Source organism: Frateuria sp. GZRe14 (genome assembly GCF_051900395.1).
In the GTDB taxonomy this organism is placed as follows: domain Bacteria; phylum Pseudomonadota; class Gammaproteobacteria; order Xanthomonadales; family Rhodanobacteraceae; genus Frateuria_A; species Frateuria_A edaphi.
Genome location: NZ_JBHZGJ010000001.1, coordinates 1,350,053 through 1,364,964, shown reverse-complemented (window position 1 = coordinate 1,364,964; position 14,912 = coordinate 1,350,053). Strand labels below are relative to the sequence as shown.

General features: G+C 68.5%; 13 protein-coding genes. 5 read left to right on the top strand and 8 right to left on the bottom strand.

Going from position 1 to position 14,912, the window contains the following annotated elements:
• Positions 1-68: 68 nt before the first annotated feature.
• Complete coding sequence (locus ACFWZ1_RS06275) at positions 69-629, bottom strand: ECF-type sigma factor (protein WP_439665794.1); 561 nt, start codon at positions 627-629, stop codon at positions 69-71.
• 172 nt (positions 630-801) lie between these two features.
• Between ACFWZ1_RS06275 and ACFWZ1_RS06270 the strand changes: the two genes are divergently transcribed.
• From ACFWZ1_RS06270 to ACFWZ1_RS06250, 5 genes are all read left to right on the top strand, one after another.
• Positions 802-1,836 (top strand): amidohydrolase family protein, encoded by a 1,035-nt coding sequence (locus tag ACFWZ1_RS06270; protein ID WP_231324718.1) that lies wholly within the window; start codon positions 802-804, stop codon positions 1,834-1,836.
• Entirely contained in the window at positions 1,833-2,345 is a 513-nt protein-coding gene (locus ACFWZ1_RS06265) for a hypothetical protein (RefSeq protein WP_439665793.1), read from the top strand. The genes ACFWZ1_RS06270 and ACFWZ1_RS06265 overlap by 4 nt, the downstream gene beginning before the upstream one ends.
• A gap of 10 nt (positions 2,346-2,355) precedes the next feature.
• A complete protein-coding gene (gene kynU, locus ACFWZ1_RS06260) occupies positions 2,356-3,630 on the top strand; it encodes a kynureninase (RefSeq protein WP_439665792.1) in 1,275 nt (424 codons plus the stop codon).
• Position 3,631: 1 nt separating this feature from the next.
• Positions 3,632-4,249, top strand: coding sequence for a class I SAM-dependent methyltransferase (locus ACFWZ1_RS06255; protein WP_439665791.1), 618 nt, complete (start codon positions 3,632-3,634; stop codon positions 4,247-4,249).
• 65 nt (positions 4,250-4,314) lie between these two features.
• On the top strand, positions 4,315-4,815 hold the full coding sequence (locus ACFWZ1_RS06250) for a pyridoxamine 5'-phosphate oxidase family protein (protein WP_439665790.1): 501 nt from the start codon (positions 4,315-4,317) through the stop codon (positions 4,813-4,815).
• 12 nt (positions 4,816-4,827) lie between these two features.
• Here the strand turns inward: ACFWZ1_RS06250 and ACFWZ1_RS06245 are convergent, their stop codons facing one another.
• The 7 genes from ACFWZ1_RS06245 to ACFWZ1_RS06215 form a co-directional block, all read right to left on the bottom strand.
• Entirely contained in the window at positions 4,828-7,347 is a 2,520-nt protein-coding gene (locus ACFWZ1_RS06245) for a PAS domain S-box protein (protein WP_439665789.1), read from the bottom strand.
• Between the two features lie 154 nt (positions 7,348-7,501).
• Positions 7,502-8,797, bottom strand: coding sequence for an argininosuccinate lyase (gene argH / locus ACFWZ1_RS06240; RefSeq protein WP_439665788.1), 1,296 nt, complete (start codon positions 8,795-8,797; stop codon positions 7,502-7,504).
• Entirely contained in the window at positions 8,794-10,146 is a 1,353-nt protein-coding gene (gene proS / locus ACFWZ1_RS06235) for a proline--tRNA ligase (protein WP_439665787.1), read from the bottom strand. The genes argH and proS overlap by 4 nt, the downstream gene beginning before the upstream one ends.
• A gap of 49 nt (positions 10,147-10,195) precedes the next feature.
• On the bottom strand, positions 10,196-11,161 hold the full coding sequence (gene argC, locus ACFWZ1_RS06230) for an N-acetyl-gamma-glutamyl-phosphate reductase (protein WP_439665786.1): 966 nt from the start codon (positions 11,159-11,161) through the stop codon (positions 10,196-10,198).
• Positions 11,162-11,172: 11 nt separating this feature from the next.
• Positions 11,173-12,465, bottom strand: coding sequence for an acetylglutamate kinase (locus ACFWZ1_RS06225; RefSeq protein ID WP_231325925.1), 1,293 nt, complete (start codon positions 12,463-12,465; stop codon positions 11,173-11,175).
• 37 nt (positions 12,466-12,502) lie between these two features.
• A complete protein-coding gene (locus ACFWZ1_RS06220) occupies positions 12,503-13,621 on the bottom strand; it encodes an acetylornithine deacetylase (protein WP_439665785.1) in 1,119 nt (372 codons plus the stop codon).
• 64 nt (positions 13,622-13,685) lie between these two features.
• The gene (locus ACFWZ1_RS06215) at positions 13,686-14,891 is read right to left on the bottom strand and encodes an argininosuccinate synthase (protein ID WP_439665784.1); all 1,206 of its coding nucleotides are present in this window, start codon (positions 14,889-14,891) and stop codon (positions 13,686-13,688) included.
• Between the last annotated feature and the right edge of the window lie 21 nt (positions 14,892-14,912).

Below are 14,912 nucleotides of genomic sequence, written 5' to 3'. Positions count from 1 at the left end.
GCCACTCGGGAGGGCATCGTCTACGAGAGGGTTCCTGCAAAGAAGGCCGATAGGCCTGCGCGTCGGCCTCAGGCCTGCAGTTCGCGCTGCAGCCAGGCACGCGCCAGGCGCCACTCGCGTTGCACGGTAGTGGCGGAGATACCCAAGGCGGCGGCGATCTGCTCGGCGCTCAGGCCGACGAAGAACCGCATGGAGACGATGCTGGCCTGGCGCGGGTCGATCTGCTCCAGCGTGTCCAGCGCGTCGAGCAGGCCCACGTAGTCGACGTCGGGCATCAGCGAACCGGAGATTTCGGACAGCTCGATGCGGTCGCAGTCCTGCGGGCGCTTGGCCGCCTGGCGGCGTCGGGCCGAATCGACCAGCACCTCGCGCATCGCCCTTGCGGCCACGCCGAGCAGGTGGCCGCGGCTTTCCCATTGCGGCGGGCTGTTGCCGCCGAACACCTTCAGGTAGGCCTCGTTGACCAGGGCGGTGGCGCTAAGGGTGCGCTCGCTGGTGTTGCGGCGCAGCTGCGCGCCGGCCAGCCGGTGCAGCGCCGCGTACATCTGGCGCAGCGCTTCCTCCAGCGCGGCGGTATCGCCCGCCTGCGCCGAATGCAGCAGTCGCGTCACATCGACACTGGTGTTCACGGCTGTGGTGGTCCCTTCCCGCCCCGATGGCCGCGGACCGGCTGGGGCCGATCCCGGACGCGGCCAGACTCGGCCGCTGGGAAAAGTATAGGCCAAAGGCCCGTCAACGACGGGAAGTGGGCCGGGTTTTCGCACTACGGGATCGCCGCGACCGCCCTGCTAGACTCGCCCGATGCTCAAGATCGACACCCACGCGCACATCCTGCCACGCGACTGGCCCAACCTGGCCGCCAAATACGGCAATGACCGCTTCCCGGTCATGACCCACACCGACGGTCGCCACCGCATCTACAAGGACGGCAAGTTTTTCCGCGAAGTGTGGGATTCGGCGTTCGATCCGCAGACCCGCATCGACGACTACGCCCGCTTCGGCGTGGACGTGCAGGTCATTTCCACCGTGCCGGTGCTGTTTTCCTACTGGGCGCCCGGCTACCAGGCGCTGGAGCTGCATCGGCACCTGAACGACCACATGGCGCAGATGTGCCAGGACTACCCGCGCCACTACGCGGGGATCGGCACCGTGCCGCTGCAGGCGCCGGAGCTGGCCATCCGCGAGCTGGAACGCTGCATCGACGAACTGGGCCTGCAGGGCGTGCAGATCGGGTCGCATTGCAACGACTGGAACCTGGACGCGCCGGAGCTGTTCCCGTTCTTCGAGGCGGCCGCGGACCTTGGCGCGGCGATCCTGGTCCATCCATGGGACATGATGGGCACCGACACGATGCCCAAGTACTGGATGCCCTGGCTGGTCGGCATGCCCGCCGAGCAGTCGCGCGCCGGCTGCTGCCTGGCCTTCGGCGGGGTGCTGGAGCGGTTGCCGAAGCTGCGCATCATGCTGGCCCACGGCGGCGGCAGCTTTCCCTGGTCGATCGGCCGCATCGAGCATGGCTTCCGCATGCGCCCGGACCTGGTCGCTACCGACAACCCGCGCAACCCGCGCGAGTACTTGAAACGTCTGTATTTCGACTCCTGCGTGCACGACGAGCGGGCGCTGCGGTATCTCCTGGATGTGACCGGCGTCGATCGCGTGATGCTGGGCACCGACTATCCTTTCCCGCTGGGCGAACAGGAGCCCGGCAGCGGCATCGAGGCCTTGAGGCTGGATGAAGCGGACCGTGCTCGGTTGTTCCACGGCACCGCACTGGAATGGCTGGGCCTGCCCTTGCAGCGATTTGTCCCCCAGGCATCTATCCCGGAGCGTTCATGAACCTCTACCGCAGCTTCTTCCTGGCCGGCGCCCTGCTGCTGGCCGGTCCCGCCTGCGCCACCAATGTGAGCATGGCCGGTGGCGATGTCGCCTTCAGCACGCCGGACAACTGGGTCACGATCATGGAAACCCAGGGCGTGCCCGAAATGCGCGTGTTCCAGGTGCCAGACCCCTCGCCCACCGCCCGCGACAACCTCGCCTCGGTCACGGTGGAAGTGGAGCCGGTCGGCGACCTGGCCGCTTTCAACCGGTACGTGGGCAACGCCACCCGCAAGGCAAAGGGGCTGGACGGTTACAAGGCTATCGGCAACCCAGAGGGCCCCAACAGCCAGGCCTATACCGCGCAGGAACACGGTACGGCCTACCGCTACGACGAGCGGTTCTGGTTCAAGAACAACCACGCGGTCCGCCTGCGTTGCGCCCGACCGGCCCGCAGCGAGGCCGGCGCCGCCTGGGCGACCGCATTTGACAAGGGCTGCGACGCGGTCGCCGCCGACCTGGCCCGATGAGGTTCCAAGGATGACGCACTACCAGGCCTCCGCCACGTGGGCGGCCGCCGCCGATGAAGCCGACCCGCTGCGCGCGTTCCGCGACGAGTTCCTGATTCCTCCGCACGAAGGCCGCGATTCGAACTACTTCTGCGGCAACTCGCTGGGTCTGCAGCCGCGCGCGGTGCGCGACTCGGTTGCAGCGGAGCTGGACTACTGGGGCGAGTTGGGCGTGGAAGGCCATTTCAAGGGCCGCTTGCCCTGGATGGACTACCACGAGTTCGTGCGCGACGACCTGGCGCAGGTGGTCGGCGCGCTACCGTCCGAAGTCGTTGCGATGAACACGCTGGGCGTGAACCTGCACCTGATGATGGTGAGCTTCTACCGCCCCTCGCCCGAGCGCTACGCGATCCTGATCGAAGCCGGCGCCTTCCCCACCGATCGCTATGCGGTCGAATCGCAGATCCGCTTCCACGGCTACGACCCGGCCACCTCGCTGATCGAGCTGGAGCCGGACGAGCCCAACGGCACGATCTCGGATGCGGCCTTCGAGCGCGCCCTGGCCGAACACGGCGCGCGTACCGCGCTGGTGATGCTCCCGGGTGTGCAGTACCGCACCGGCCAGGCGTTCGACCTGAAGGCGATCGCCCGCCTAGCCCACGCACAGGGTTGCCAGGTCGGGTTCGACCTCGCCCATGCCGTCGGCAACCTGCCGCTGCAGCTGCACGACAGCGACGCGGATTTCGCGATCTGGTGCAGCTACAAGTATTTGAATTCCGGCCCCGGCGCCGTTGGTGGCGCGTTCGTGCACGAGCGCCATGCGCGCGCAGCGTTGCCGCGCTTCGCCGGCTGGTGGGGGCATGACAAGACCACGCGCTTCCAGATGGGTCCGCAGTTCGAGCCCACGCCCGGCGCGGACGGGTGGCAGCTGTCCAACCCGCCGATCCTGGCGCTGGCGCCGCTGCGTGTGTCGCTGGAGCTCTTCCGCCGCGCCGGCATGGCGCGGCTGCGCGAAAAGTCGCTCGAGCTGACCGGCTATCTCGAATGGCTGGTGCGTACGCAGTTGCCCGACGTGCTGGACATCGTCACGCCTGCCGACCCGGCGCGCCGTGGCGCCCAATTGTCGATCCGCGTGCTCGGCGGCCGCGCCCGTGGGCGCGCGCTCTTCGAGTACCTGATGGCCAATGGCGTTATTGGCGACTGGCGCGAGCCGGACGTCATCCGCATTTCCCCCGCCCCGCTCTACAACCGCCACGCCGATTGCCTGGCCTTTGCGGAGGCGGTGCGGCGCTGGGCTGCCGGCTGACATGTCCGGCGAGCAGGCGCACTGGGAAGGGGTCTACCGCACCCGCTCCGCCCAGGCGGTGAGCTGGTATCGCCCGCACCTGGACGTGTCGCTGGCCTTGCTGCGCCAGGTCGGCCTGGGTGCTTCCACGCGGGTGGTCGACGTGGGCGGCGGCGCCTCCACGCTGGTCGATGACCTGCTCGCGCAGGGGCTAGGCGACATCACCGTGCTGGATCTTTCGCAAGCGGCCCTAGACGTCGCGCGCGAACGCCTGGGTCCGCGCGGCGAGGCGGTGCGCTGGCTCGCCACCGATCTTCTTGACGCCGACCTCGCGCCTGCCGCGTTCGATCTCTGGCACGACCGCGCCGTGCTGCATTTCCTCACCTCGCCGACGCAAACCGCACGCTATGCCGCACAGGCGGCGCGCGCCGTGCGGCCGGGCGGCCATGCCGTGATCGGGGGTTTCGCCCTGGACGGTCCGGAGCGCTGCAGCGGGCTGCCGGTCGCGCGGCGCTCCGCCGGCGACATTGCCGCCCTGCTCGGCCCCGCATTCCGCCTGCTCGACCAACGGTCCGAGCAGCACACCACGCCCGCCGGCACCTGCCAGGCGTTCGCCTACGCGTTGCTCGAACGGCGCTGACGCGTTTCATCGTGGCTTGATCGCGGATCGGCGAGGGTTGGACCTTCCGCCGCCCGGAGACCGCCATGAAAAACGACGCACCGCACGACGATACCGACCTCAACAAGCTCGGTGAACTGATCGACGACATCGAGGTGGCGATGCTCACCACGCTGGCCCCGGACGGCTCCCTGGTCAGCCGCCCGCTGCAGACGCTCAAGCTCACCGCCGACGGCGAACTGGTGTTCTTCACCGCGGCCGACAGTGCCAAGGTCGACCAGCTCACCGACGACCTGGACGTCAATCTCTCCTACGCCAACCAGGACGACAAATGCTATGTCTCCGTGCGCGGCCGGGCGCGCATCGACCGCGACCAGGCCTTGATCGAGGAGCTGTGGTCGCCGGCGCAGAAGGTGTTTTTCTCCGGCAAGGACGATCCCAACCTCGCGGTCCTTCGCGTGCGCGTGCGCGATGCGATGTACTGGGAGTCGTCGGGCAACTTCGTGGAGCGTGCGCTGGATTTCGCCCGCGGGATGTGGAGCGAGCAGCCGCGCGACCTCGGCCACCAGGGCCACCTCCACGGTTGACGCGGCTTTACGTCAGCCGTCTCGCAGCACCTGCCGCAATTTGCGTCCGAGTTCGGTGAGCGTATAGGGCTTGCCGAGCAGCGGAGACTGCGGATCCGTCGCGCCGTTGCGTTGCGCCGCAGCGGCCGAGTAGCCGGTGGTGAACAGCACTTTCAGGCCCGGCCGGCGAAGGCGGGCTTCCTCCGCCAGCCGGCGTCCGTCGATCTCTGGCATGACCACGTCGGTCAGCAGCAGCGCAACGTCCGCGTGCGTGGCGAGTTCGTCGAGCGCAGCCTGCGCGCCGTCCGCCTCCAGCACACGGTAGCCCAGCTCCCGCAGGGCCTCGGCGGTGACCTTGCGCACCGCCGGCTCATCGTCCACAAGCAGGATCAGTTCCTGTTGTCCGGTCGGCAACGCGGCCGCAGCCGTGGATGCCTTCTGTCCGTCCGCCTCGCCGATCAGCCGCGGCAGATAGACCTTGACGCCGGTGCCGCGACCGGGCTCCGAATAGATCGCGACGTGTCCACCCGATTGCTTGACGAATCCATAGACCTGGCTGAGGCCCAGGCCGGTGCCCTGCCCCGCCTGCTTGGTGGTGAAGAACGGATCGAAGGCGCGCGCGGCCACCTCCGGCGGCATGCCGGTGCCACTGTCGCTGACCGTGATCGACACATAGTCACCCGCTTCCATGTCCGGATGCCCGGCAACGTAGCGCCGATCGAGGCTGGCGTTGGCTGTTTCGATGGTCAGGCGGCCGCCGCCGGGCATGGCGTCACGGGCATTCACGGCGAGATTGAGGATGACGTTCTCAAGCTGGTTCGCATCGACCAGCGTCGGCCACAAACCGGCGCCCGTCAGCACTTCCAGGCGGATGTCCGGCCCGATCGCGTGGCGAAGCAGCTCGGACATGCCCTCCACCAGCACATTGGCGTCCACCGGCCGTGGCTCGAGCGGCTGCTGGCGGGCGAACGCGAGCAGGCGCTGGGTCAGCGTGGCGGCGCGGCTGGCTGCCTCCATGGCGTTCCCGGCGTACCGTTGCTCGGGGGCGTCGTCGGCCAACCGGTGTTGCAGCAGGTCGAGGGAGCCGATCACTACGGCAAGCATGTTGTTGAAGTCGTGCGCGATGCCGCCGGTAAGGTGGCCGACCGCCTCCATCTTCTGGCTTTGCCGCAACGTCGCCTCGGCCTGTGCCAGTGCGCTCGCCTGTTCCTTCTGTTCGGTGACGTCGCGTCCGCTGGCGTAGATCGTGCCTTCGTCCTGGCTGGCGAGCCAGGAAATGCAGCGGTAACTGCCATCCTTGTGCCGCATGCGGTTCTCGAACGCCGGCCCCTTGATCAAGCTCGAAAAGAAGGGACGCTCGCCGACCTCGCGATCGTCGGGGTGGATGAACTCGTAGGCGCGATGCCCGACCACCTCCGTCGCCCGCCAGCCGAGCATCGTGTGCCAGGCGTCGCTGACCTGCAGGAAGTAGCCGCGCTCATCGACCACCGCCTGCAGGTCGCGCGAATGCTTCCATGCGCGGTCGCGTTCGCGGGTGCGGGCCTCGACCCGTTGCTCGAGCGTTTCGTTGATCTCGCGCAGCCGTTCCTCGGCGGCACGGCGCTCGTCGATCTCGCCTTGCGCCACGGCGTACAGGTTCGCATTGTCGATCGCGATCGCCGCGTGCGCGGCGATGCCGGCCATAAGGCGTTCGTGCCGCGCGGAAAAACGCCCCGGCTCGGGATGGCCGAAAAACAACCCGCCCGACACGCGGCCCGAGCGGGAGACCACCGGCACGGCCAGATAGCTGCGCACCGGCGGATGCCCGGGTGGCAGGCCATGGTAGGGCGGACCCTTGCCGTAACGCGGATCGAGCAGGACATCGTCGCAGCGGACGACGCTCTCGCCCGACAGCGTGGGACGGAACAGGAAGCTGGCCCGCGGCATCGGGTACCGATCGAACACGTGCCGGTCCACGCCGGAGAGGGTGTAGAGCATCATGCTCTCGCCCGCCTCGTTGGTGGTGTTGTAGAAGAACGCGCCCATGCTGGCGCCGATCAGCGCGACGCCGGCATCGGTGACCGTCTGCACGATGCGCTCCAGTTCCAGTTCGCTGGCCACCGTCGCACCCACGCGATTGAGTGTCTCCAGCGCCTGGCTTTCGTCACGCAATGCCCGCTCGGTCTGCACGCGCACCGTGTCGTCGTGCATGGTGAGGACCGCGCCGAGCGGCCTGCCATCGACATCGTGGATCGGGCGCGCGGAGCCCTGCGCGATGATCTCGGAACCGTCCGGACGCCGGATGCGCCAGCAGGCGCCGGTGACGATTTCACCATCGAGCACCGCCCGCGACAGCGGCAGCTCACGCGACGGATAGGGCCGTCCATCCTCGGTCAGCAACCGGTAGGCGCCGGCGTAGTCGTCCGGGCCTACGTCGAGCCGGGCAACTCCATGCAACCGTGCCGCGGCTTCGTTGACATAGGTGATCTGGCCCGTGGTGTCGACCAGGATCACGCCTTCGGCCAGCTGTCCCAGGACCGCCGCCTGCTCTGCCGCGAGCAGCTCGCGTGGCATGCCCCGCCGACTTTCACCCCCGCTCATGGCAATAGCCCCTGCGCCGACGGGCCGCACGCCGGGCCTTGCGAGATGTCGCTGGCAGGATCGGAGGCATGGCGCGAAGTATCGGCCGGACGCCGTGAACCGCCCCTCAAACGGACTGAACGGTTGTTCAGTCCGGCAGTGCCGCCAGGCGTGCGGCCAGTATTTCCAGCCCCACGTCCCCACCGCCACCGGGCGACACGCGTTCGGCAAGGCTGCGCTCCGGCGTGCGCCCCTCGCCCGCGGCCGCGGCGGCGGCGGCCGCGGCACGATAGGCGTCACGGAACGGTACGCCGGCCGCTGCCTGCTCGATGGCCACATCGGTGGCATACATCGCCGGTTCGATCGCCGCGCGCATGGCCGGCTCGTTCCAGCGCATACGCTCGATCAGGTCGGGCACCAGTTCCACCGCGGCCAGCCCGTGGGTCATGCCGTGGAAGATCGAGCCCTTGGAAAACTGCAGGTCGCGCTGGTACCCGGTCGGCAGCGACAGCAGCTGCTCGATCTCGCAACGCGCCGCTGCCACGGTGGCGTAGCTGGCACGCAGCAGTTCGACGACGTCCGGGTTGCGCTTGTTGGGCATGATCGAGCTGCCGGTGGTGTACTCCGGCGGCAGGCTGACGAAGCCGAATTCGGCGGTCGTGAACAGCGACAGGTCCCAGGCCAGGCGGCGCAAGTCCAGCAGCGCGCTGGCCATCGCTTCGAGCGCGGCCAGCTCGAATTTGCCGCGCGAAAGCTGCGCGTAGATCGGCGATACCTGCATGCGCGAGAAGCCCAGCGCCGCGGTGGTGTGTTCGCGATCGAGCGGCAGGTTCACGCCGTAGCCGGCGGCCGTACCCAGCGGGTTGGCGTCGATCCAGGCGAGTGTCTGGCGGGCGCGATGCGTGTTGTCGATGAAGGCTTCGGCGAAGCCGGCGAACCACATGGCGGTGGAAGACACCACGGCGCGCTGAAGGTGCGTGTAGCCCGGCAGCGGCAGCGCCGGTTGCGCGGCGCGCGCCAGGCACACGCCCGCGATCGCGCGGCAGTGCCTGGCGAGCGCGTCGAGCTTTTCCTTCAACCACAATCGCGTGGCGACCAGGATCTGGTCGTTGCGGCTGCGCCCGGTGTGCACGCGCCGGCCGGCATCGCCCAGCCGCTCGGTAAGCCGCGCCTCGATCGCCGAATGGCCGTCCTCGTAACGCTCGTCCAGGACGAAGGCGCCCGAGCGGAAATCCCCGGCCAGCGCGTCGAGCTCGTGCGCGAGCGCCGTAGCTTCCTGCCCACTGACTACGCCGATGCGGGCGAGGCCTTCGACATGCGCCTTGCTGGCGGTGACGTCGTGCAGGAAGAACTCCCGGTCCAGCAGCACGTCGTTGCCGGCGAGGAACCGCATGATCCTGGCGTCGGTCTCGACGCCGGCTTTCTGCCACAGGAGATCGCTCATGACTGGTCGTCCGGATGCAAGGGTGAAAGGGATTGGCGAAGGAAGGCGATCGCGGAGTCGGGCGCCAGTTCGCGCCGCTCGCCGCTCCCCCGGTGCTTGAGTTCCACTGTGCCGCTGTCCAGTCCGCGCGGTCCGACGAGCACTTGCCAGGGCAAGCCGATCAGGTCCATGCGGGCGAACTTCGCGCCGGGCCGTTCGTCGGTGTCGTCGAGCAACACGCTCAGTCCGGCGGACTGCAGGCCGGCGTAGAGCGATGCGCATGCTGCGTCGACGCGGGCGTCGCCGTGCTTCAGATGCAACAGTCCCACCTGGAACGGCGCGACACCGTCCGGCCAGACGATGCCCTGGTCGTCATGGCTGGCCTCGATGATCGCACCCAGCAGCCGTGACACGCCCACGCCGTAGCAGCCGCCGTGGATCGGCCGTTCGATGCCGTCGGTTCCGCGCACCATGGCCTTCATCGGCACCGAGTATTTGGTGCCGAAGTAGAAGATCTGGCCGACCTCGATGCCGCGTGCGAGCACCTGCCGTTCCGCCGGCACCTCGCGCTCGAAACGCCCGGCGTCGTGCACGTCCTCGGTGGCGGCGTACGGCGCCGTCCATGCGCCGACCAGCGATGTCAGGTCGCCGTCGTAGTCCACGTCCGCGCCAGGCACGGGCAGATCCAGCACGGCGCGATCGCAGAACACGGCCGATTCGCCGGTCTGCGCCAGCACCAGGAACTCGTGCGAGAGGTCGCCGCCGATCGGGCCGGTTTCCGCACGCATGGGTATCGCCTTGACGCCTATCCGGTCGAACATGCGCAGATAGGCCACGAACATGCGCTGGTAGGAACGGCGTGCGGCGGCTTCGTCCAGGTCGAACGAATAGGCGTCCTTCATGAGGAACTCCCGCCCGCGCATCACGCCGAAGCGCGGCCGTTGCTCGTCGCGGAACTTCCACTGGAACTGGTAGAGGTTGAGCGGCAGGCTGCGCCAGGAGCTGACGTAGCTGCGGAAGATCTCCGTGATCATTTCCTCGTTGGTCGGCCCGTAAAGCAGCTCGCGTTCGTGGCGATCGCGGATGCGCAGCATCTCCGGGCCGTACGCGTCGTAGCGGCCACTCTCGCGCCACAGGTCGGCCAGTTGCAGCGTGGGCATCAGCAGTTCGACCGCGCCGGCGCGGTCCATTTCCTCGCGCACGATGCGCTCGATGTTTTTCAGCACGCGCAGGCCCAGAGGCAGCCAGGCGTAGATGCCGGCTGCCTCCTGCCGGATCAGGCCGGCGCGAAGCATCAGCCGGTGCGAGGCGATCTGCGCCTCGGCGGGATTTTCCTTGAGGGTGGGTAGCAGGTAGCGGGTCAGGCGCATGGTGGTTTCTCGGCAGCGGGCAAAAGGACGAAGGCGACGCGGGTCCGCCCTACGGTCGTTCCGCCTGCGCCACCGGGATGCCCGTCAGTTCGCCCTGCCCCAGCGCGCGGTTGATGTTCTGCATGGCCTGGGTGGCGGCGCCCTTGAGCAGGTTGTCGAGCGTGGCGACGACGACCACGCGGCGTCCATCCGGGCCCATCGCAAAGCCGCCGATCTCCGCGTGGTGCCTGCCGGCGATGCGGCTGACCCACGGCGCCTCATCCAGCACGCGCACCAGCGGCTCGTCCCCGTAGGCGTGGCGGAAACGCGCCATCACGTCCTCGCGCTTCATCGCGCGGGCGAGGTAGAGATTGCAGGTGACGGTCAGGCCGCGGAAGTGCGGCGCGACGTGCGGCATGAACTCCACCGGCACGCCAAGGTGGGCCGAGGTCTCGCGCTCGTGCATGTGGCCGGTGAGCGAGTACGGCATCAGGTTGTCGCGCAGCTTCTCGGGGTCATTCTTGTCCGAGGGCGTGGTGCCCGCGCCCGAGTAGCCCGACACGCCGAAGCACACCGGCGGCGCGGCCAGCAAGTCCTTCAGCGGGGCGACCGCCAGCTGGATCGCGGTGGCGTAGCAGCCGGGGTTGCTGATGCGTCGCTGGCCGCGCCAGCGGTCGCGCGTCAGTTCCGGCAGGCCGTAGTACCAGCGTTCGTCGAAGCGGAAGTCGGCCGAGAGGTCCACGATCAGCGGATCCGCGCCCGCCTTGTCGAAGGCTTCCACGCAGGCGCCCGCCTTGCCATTGGGCAGGGCCAGGATCACCACGTCGGCGCCCAGCGCGGACAGGTCCTCGTGCGCGGGGGCGCTGTAGCGCAGCTCGCCGGCGTACTCGGGCACGTGGGCGTCCACGCGCTGGCCGTCCAGCTCGCGCGAGGAGACGTAGGCCAGCTCCAGCGCGGGATGGCGGGCGATCAGGCGGATCAGCTCCGCGCCGGTGTGGCCGCGCGCACCGACGATACCTACGGTTTTCCGTTCCATCCCGGCCGGCCTCATGCTGCGTTGTCCTTCAAGGGGGCCGGATCGACCAGCGTCGGCTGCCGCTGCGCGCAATGCGCCACGCAGCGCTCGATCAGGCGGAAATCGTCGATGCCGTACCAGTACACCTTCCAGCGCGGCTGCTTGAGCGAGCCGTCGCATTCGGCGTCGTAGAACGGATTGACGTTGTTGCCATGGCGGGAGCGCCAGAACAGACGCGGGTTGGCCTCGCGCATGACGAGCCAGACGGCGCGCCCCAGGCCCTCGCCCTGCGCCTCGTCCAGCACCGCGAACTTGTCGAGGTAGGCCATGCCCTCTTCCCGGGTCAGGATCATCGCCGCGCGGTAGTTCTCGCTGACGTAGACGCGCCAGGGCCGGGTGCGCTCGAAGTAGTCGGGCACCAGCGCGCGACCGAAGCTCGATTCGATCAACTTACGCAGGCGTGCCTGGTCCACACCCTCCCACGAATCGAAGGTCAGCACCTTCTCGCCGCGGCGCACCAGCGTGCCCGAGCCCTTGTGGGTGAACAGCTCCTTGGCCAGCTCCGCCGGCCGCGTGATCGACACCGACGAGGTGAGCGGCAGGTCGGCCAGCAGGTCGGCGATCTGTTCGAGCTTGAGCCGCATGCCGCCGTCGATCCACGGCTGTGCCATCAGGTGGTCGTACTCGGTGGAGAGGTTGATCGAGTCGATCACCTGCCCCTGCGCGTCGAGCAGCCCGCCGGTGCCGGTGAGGAACACGATCTTGTAGGGCTGCAGCACGCGCACCAGCTCGTTGGCGGCGATGTCCGCATTGATGTTGAGAAGCTGGCCCTCGGCCGTCTCGCCCAGGCTGGCGATCACCGGGATCGCGTTGGCGCGCAACGCCCCCTCGATCGGCGCGAGTTCGACGCCGGTGGTCCTGCCGACCATGCCCAGCGCCTCGCGGTCCAGGTAGTCGGACATGAAGACGCCCGAGGCCACCGACACGGCGCGCGTGTCCATCGCATGCAGCGCGTCGACCAGCCGCAGGTTCTGCTGCTGGAACACGCGTCGCACCACGCCCATCGCCTGCGGCGTGGTCACGCGCAGGCCGCCCACGGTCTGCTTGGTGATGCCGGCGGCGGCCAGTTCCTGGTCCAGCTGCGGGCCGGCGCCGTGCAGCACGATAGGCGTGAGGCCCACCTGCTGCAGGAAGGTCAGCGACGAGGCCAGCGCCGGCAGGTCGTCGCGCAACACGGCGCCGCCGACCTTGACCACGGCGAAACGCTTGGCATCCATCTGCGAGAAGCGCTTCAGGTACTGCTGGATTTCCTTCGCGCTGCCCATGCTCTCGAGCAGGCGTACGATGGTCTTGCGCGTGTGCTTATGCGTTTCCACGGCTCACGATCCGGTAGAGGTTGTCTGCGTATTGCCGCAGTTGGTCGAGCGCGACCCATTCGTCCGCGCTGTGCGCCTGGGCGATGTCGCCCGGGCCGTAGACGAAGGCGGTATAGCCGGCTGCGGAGAACAGCGCCGCTTCGGTCCAGAAATCCACCGCGTTGCCGACCGGGATCTCCAGCTCGTCCGCCAGGTCGCGCGCCACCAGTCGCCTTGCCTCGGCGCTGGCGGTATCGCCGGCCGGCAGCGAGCTGCCGCGGAAGGTTTCCTCGAAGTGCACCGGCGGCACTTGCCCGAGGTGGCGGAAACGATCGAGCAGCGCGTCCGGATCCATGGTCGGCAACGACCGGAAGCCGAAACGCACCTCGGCGGCCGGGGCGATCACGTTCGCCTTGATGCCGCCTTCCACGCGACCGATGTTGAAGCGCAGGCCGGTCAGGCCGCCGAAGCGCTCATGCGATTGCGCGGCCACGAAGTCCAGCGCCGCCGCGCCCCAGCGCATGGCCTGGTGCAAGGCGCTGTCGGCAGGTTTCTGCTCGCCCGAGGCGTGCCCCGCGTGGCCGGCGAAGCGCATCAGCACGGACTGGATACCCCGGTGTGCCAGCACCGCCTCGCCCTGGGTGGGCTCGGCCACGATCACGGCTTCGTAGGGAGTTCCCTCCGCGACCGGGGCAAAGGCGTGCAGGAAGCCGGCGATGCAGCGCGCGTCATTGGCTTCCTCGTCGGTGGAGAACAGCAACGCCAGCGGGCCGTCGGTGGCCTGCGCCACCGCCAGCAGCGCGGCCGCGGCGCCCTTGATGTCGCAGGCGCCCAGGCCGATGGCACGGTCGTCCTCGACACGCAGCACGTGCGGGTCGGCGCTCCACGCGGGCGAGTCGGGCACCGTGTCCAGATGCACGTTGAACAGCAGCCGCGGCTGGCCGCGCACGGCATGCAAGGTCACGGCGCCGGCACCGTGATCGGTCACCGTCACGTCGAAGCCGGGCAGCTGCGCGCGCAGGTAATCGAACATCCCGCCCGTTCCGATGGCCCGCGGCGGATTGCGCGTGTCGAAGGTGACCAGCGCGCGCAGGTGCTCCAGCGTGGCATCCATCAAGCCGCCCATCACACGCCCCACGGAGGCAAAGTTCGTATCCCTGCGGGAGGGCGGAGAGAGATGAGCGTGATCCTCATACCTTGGCGCTCCGGTTCACTTCCGCCCACAGCGTCGAACTCATGCCGAACAGCTTGATGAAGCCTTCCGCCTCCTCCACGCCCCAGTCGGCCGACTGCGCGTAGGTGGCACCCTTGGCGTTGAGGATGTGCGGCGATTCCACCGCTACCGCCTCGACCGTGCCGCCATGGGTCTGCAGCGTCACGACGCCATTGACGGTGGTCTGGCTGGAAGCCAGGAAGGCTTCCAGGTCGGTCTTCAACGGATCGTGGAAAAAGCCCTCGTACACGACTTCCACCCACTTGCGCGCCACTTCGGGCTTGAACCGGTTCTGCTGTTTTGAGAGCACGGCCTCCTCCAGCGCGCGATGGGCTGCCAGCAGCGCGAACAGGCCGGGCGCCTCGAACACGATGCGGCCCTTCAGGCCGATGGTCGTGTCGCCGGTATACATGCCACGGCCGACGCCGTAACGCGCGAACAACGCGTTGAGCTTTGCCAGAAGCCGGTGCCCCGGCAGGCGTTCGCCGTCCAGGCTCACTGCTTCGCCGCGCTCGAAACCCACCTTTACCGCAAGCGGTTCGGACGGCCACTCGGCGCGCGGCTTGCACCACCCACGCGCGCCCTCGCCCGGCGTCTGCCATTTGTCGATCTCGCCGCCTGACATGGTCACGCCCAGCAGGTTCTCGTTGATGGTGTAGGCCTGCTGCTTGGCGCGCACGCCGAAGCCGCGCTCCTCCAGGTACTTCTGTTCGTAGGCGCGGGTCTGGGTGTGCTGCTTCTGGATCTCGCGGATCGGCGCCACGATGCGGTAGTCGCCCAGCGCCTTCACCGCCAGGTCGAAGCGCACCTGGTCGTTACCCATGCCGGTGCAGCCGTGCGCGATCGCGTTGGTGCCCAGCTCGGCGCACCGCGCGAGGGCGGCTTCCACGATCAGGTAGCGGTCGGAGACCAGCAGCGGGTACTGGCCCTGGTAGCCCTCGCCTGCCCACACGAACGGCTTGACGAAGCCGTTCCAGATCGCGGGGCCGCCGTCGACGGTGAGATGGCTGGCCACGCCCAGTTCCCTGGCGCGGTGTTCGATGAAGGCGCGCTCCTCGTCATCCACGCCGCCGGTGTCGGCGAACACGGTATGCACGTTGAAGCCCTGTTCCTTGAGGTAGGGCACGCAGAAGCTGGTGTCGAGGCCGCCGGAAAAGGCGAGGACGATGTCTTGCTGGCTCATGGGTTGTCTCGTTCGGATCGG